The 3,685-nt window shown below is 45.0% G+C and carries 6 protein-coding genes; 3 read left to right on the plus strand and 3 right to left on the minus strand.

The annotated features are described in order from the left end of the window. Positions 1-187 precede the first annotated feature (187 nt). Positions 188-328: a hypothetical protein gene (locus O9324_RS01865; RefSeq protein WP_288139338.1), complete on the plus strand. Its 141-nt coding sequence runs from the start codon at positions 188-190 to the stop codon at positions 326-328. Here the strand turns inward: O9324_RS01865 and trpD are convergent. Together trpD and O9324_RS01875 are read right to left on the minus strand one after the other, a co-directional pair. Further along, entirely contained in the window at positions 312-1,346 is a 1,035-nt protein-coding gene (gene trpD / locus O9324_RS01870; protein WP_002767905.1) for an anthranilate phosphoribosyltransferase, read from the minus strand. The two genes, O9324_RS01865 and trpD, sit on opposite strands and share 17 nt — an antisense overlap. A 79-nt stretch (positions 1,347-1,425) precedes the next feature. Beyond that, the gene (locus O9324_RS01875; RefSeq protein WP_288139339.1) at positions 1,426-1,953 is read right to left on the minus strand and encodes a GIY-YIG nuclease family protein; all 528 of its coding nucleotides are present in this window, start codon (positions 1,951-1,953) and stop codon (positions 1,426-1,428) included. Positions 1,954-2,146: 193 nt separating this feature from the next. Here O9324_RS01875 and O9324_RS01880 point away from each other — a divergent pair, with 193 nt between their 5' ends. Beyond that, positions 2,147-2,734 carry an L-threonylcarbamoyladenylate synthase gene (locus O9324_RS01880; RefSeq protein ID WP_002767910.1) on the plus strand — a complete coding sequence of 196 codons (588 nt, stop codon included), beginning with the start codon at positions 2,147-2,149 and terminating at the stop codon, positions 2,732-2,734. Continuing rightward, positions 2,689-3,546: a sensor histidine kinase gene (locus O9324_RS01885; protein ID WP_287629759.1), complete on the plus strand. Its 858-nt coding sequence runs from the start codon at positions 2,689-2,691 to the stop codon at positions 3,544-3,546. The genes O9324_RS01880 and O9324_RS01885 overlap by 46 nt, the downstream gene beginning before the upstream one ends. A gap of 27 nt (positions 3,547-3,573) precedes the next feature. Here O9324_RS01885 and O9324_RS01890 read toward each other — a convergent pair. Beyond that, on the minus strand, positions 3,574-3,685 hold a 112-nt coding region (locus O9324_RS01890; RefSeq protein ID WP_185237766.1), incomplete at its 5' end, for a transposase.

A 3,685-nucleotide genomic window follows, 5' to 3' on the forward strand; every position in this document is an offset into this window, starting at 1 on the left:
TTGAAACCCTTGCCACACCTAGAAGGTGATCCTAATTAAGACGGGTAAATCAGTCAATTTCACCCACAACGATGATCTTTTTTTTATGTAGTTTTATTGCAAAAAAAAAGTTTTTTTGACAAAAAGCACAAAGTATGATACTCCCCAACGTATTTCTGGCTGCGAGTAATTATTGCAGAGTGGGGGAGTGGGGAAGTGGGAAAGTGGGGAAGTGGGGAAGTGGGGAAGTGGGGAAGCTGTCTCATCACCCTATCACCCCAAAACCCTCCGCAACGCGCACGCAGTGACCACCCTATCTCCTCTGAATTTTCTTAAGCGAGAAACTTAACCAACTCCTCTAATTTTTGCCAAGCTAACCCACTGGCTAAAATCTCGCGTGCGAGGGCGAAACCAGCAGCATGATCGCCAAAAGTGACCTTTGCTGCCACCTGTAGGGCAAGGGAGGCATTAATTGCCACAGCATCCCGTTGAGCGGGCGTTCCTCCCCCTTGCAGGACATTTTTGAGGATTTCGGCATTTTCTGGCACTTCCCCGCCTTTAAGGGCATTTAAACTGGCTCTGGGGATAGAAATTGACAAGGGATCGATCGCCGCAGAAATCACCTCGCCATTATTTAATAAAGCCATATCGGTCAGATCTCCCAACCCCACCTCGTCGAGTTTTTCCCGGCCGTGAACAATAATCGCCTTTGGGGTTCCCATTTCTGCTAAAGCTGTGGCCATGGGGGTGAGAAATTGCCGGTCATAAACCCCGATAACTTGACCTGTGGGACGGAGAGGATTAACTAGAGGGCCCAGAAGATTAAAAACCGTGCGAACTTTCAGGGTTTTGCGGAGATTAGCCACACTTTTCAGGGCCGGATGCCAACCAGGGGCAAAAAGAAAGGTCACTCCCACCCCATCTAAAGCCGCCGCCACTTTCTCGCTAGGGGCGCTTAAATTAACCCCAAGATATTCTAAAACATCGGCCGAACCGACCTTGCTGGAGGCAGAGCGATTGCCGTGTTTAGCCACTTTTACGCCCCCAGCGGCCGCCACAAAAGCCACAGCAGTGGAAATATTAAAGGTTGCGGCCCCGTCACCGCCAGTGCCACAGGTATCGATAACGGGAGTAGTATGGGGTTTAGGGTCTTCTAAGCGAGATTGTTGCCGTAAAACTCCAGCCATTCCCGCTAATTCCGCAGCCGAGACTCCTTTTGCTTGCAAAGCCGCTAAAATCGCCCCCGATAAAACTTCCGGAATCTGGCCGTTTAACCATCCGGTCATTAATTCTTCAGCTTGGTTAAGGGAAAGGGATTTTCGATCGAGTAGTTGCTGCAGTAGGTTTGGCCAGTCTTGATTGGTCATCGCTGTTCCATTGGTGTGGGGATGGGGCGATATACTATCATAGCGGTTTGTCTGGAGAATCGATCGCTCCTAGGAATTTTTACTTTAAATCGAGCAAACCCTGTTCTTTTAACTTGGGATTAAAACGAATTTCCATCTGTACTCCCCGTTTTTCTAGGGTTGATAAAATATCATTTTCTACTCGTCTGGATACCTGTTTTAATAACTTGATTTTCCCTAATTCATCAGCATTTTGATAAATTTCTTTTTCTGGGTCAGTCATGGCTAATTTAGCATCAATTGGTTCTGTCCAGAGTTTTTCATTGCCGATTACTGCCTGACTTTCTCTTAGCCAAGCTTGTTTAATCGATTCGAGAATAGTCCGATTAGGACGATCAATCAACTGTACTTTTAGCCAATAACAAGCTTGAGGCTGTCGGGCAAGATGTTGTTTTAAACTGAGATAAATATCACGAGAATAGCCTACAAACTCTAGGACTTGCTCTCGCTCAAAAATGGCATAAACCCCGATTTTTCCCTGTAAATCAGCACAGATATTACCCGTGGTATCTAGGTAGGGAATATATTCTAATTGTTGGAGATTAGCAAAAGTATCAGACTCATTCATAATTAATCGTCGCTCATTGGTTGGAGATAAGTAGGTAGGTGTTAAAAACTTTCAGATACCCCGCTGATCAAGTAGGGTTGATTCAAGGTAGGGTTGATTCAAGGTAGGGTTGATTCATGAATCAACCCTACCCGTTTAAAATTGTACCAAAAAGTCTTAGGCTAAATTAGTCCCCAAAAATGATCAATTCTCAATGCCTACTGCTTCTCTTAACGAAATTGTTCACGCGTCCCTCAGTGGTCAAGTGGTTTCTTTTCCCACGGATACAGTCCCCGCTTTAGCAGTTTCTCCCCCCTATGCTGCCTTAGTTTTTGCCGCTAAAAAACGGACTTTTGATAAACCCTTAATTCTCATGGCGGCCTCAGCAGCAGATTTATGGGATTATGTCAAGGGAAATCAGGAAGAAAGGGAGATTTGGCGGCAAATGACCGAAAAATACTGGCCCGGCTCCCTAACTTTGGTTTTACCTGCTTCTGAAAAAGTACCAAAAGTTCTTAACCCGAAGGATCCTAGCACGATTGGTATCCGAGTTCCCGCTCATGCGATCGCAAGAGAAATTCTTGGTCGAACTGGTGTTTTAGCGACCACAAGTGCTAATCTGTCAGGACAAGAGCCTTTATTAACTCCAGAAGCGATTATGACTACTTTTCCCTCGGTGACGGTGTTAGCTCCCACAGAAAGGCAAGCATGGGGAATAATCAATAGTGGACAACCCTCCACCGTCGCGCGTTGGCAATGTCAAAGATGGGATATCTTACGACAAGGGGCAGTTTTTCTGTAAATATGGACGATATTGAGGCTTTAAAACGGGAATTACAGCAAACTCGCCTCGCTTATCAGATGGCCGTGGCAATTAATCACCTCAAAAGCAGTTTTTTGGGACGGGTTGCCCACGAATTGCGATCGCCATTGAGCAGTATGATCAGTATCCATCAAATGATTCTCGCCGATCTTTGCGAAAGTCCGGCCGAAGAAAGGGAATTTATCGCCCAGGGACAACTGGCGGGCCGTAAACTGATGGCAATGCTCGATGAGATGATTAATCTCTCGAAGCTAGAGTCTGGTACTATACCTCTGGAGCGAGAAATTTTTTCTTTAACTAAACTTTGGCAAGATTGGGCAAGTTTAACCTATTTACAGGCAGCTAATCGCAATATTCAGCTTAAATTTAGCCCTTTAACCGATGATATTGCTATTATTGCCGATTATCAGTGTTTATCCTCCGCTCTTGTCCTTCTCGTCGATGCAGCGATCGCCAACTTAGGGAGTGGCTCTATTTGTATATCCGTAAGCGCTCTTGACGAGAAAAAAGTCACTATTGTCCTAGAATTTCCGGGGGAAATCCCTCTCTGGCAAATGCCAGAAATTTCCCCTTTGAGTTTAGAATCAAAGCTAGAAGAAGTAAAACAATTTACTCAAGCTCTTGGTCTTTCTCCCGGTCTTAAATTCCAGTTAGCGAAAGGCATTATCGAAGTATCGGGGGGGGAAATGAGCTTAGATCAAATCGATAACAATAGTCAGGACAAGCTCACACGGATCGTTTTTTCTTTACCTCGATCGCCGGACAGGAAAACTCCTCGGGATAACGATTAAAGGCTCTTCGTTACTCTTTATGCTAAATCAACAGACAAGATGCCAAGATAACATACTTCTAACCCAAAAATTACGAAAGTTTCTAAAGCCATAGGCTCTCCGTTTTATTAGTTTAAGTTTATTGTTGATTCCCTCGACC

Origin of the sequence: Microcystis sp. LE19-84.1B (assembly GCF_027531875.1) — a bacterium.
GTDB classification, from domain to species: Bacteria; Cyanobacteriota; Cyanobacteriia; order Cyanobacteriales; family Microcystaceae; genus Microcystis; species Microcystis panniformis.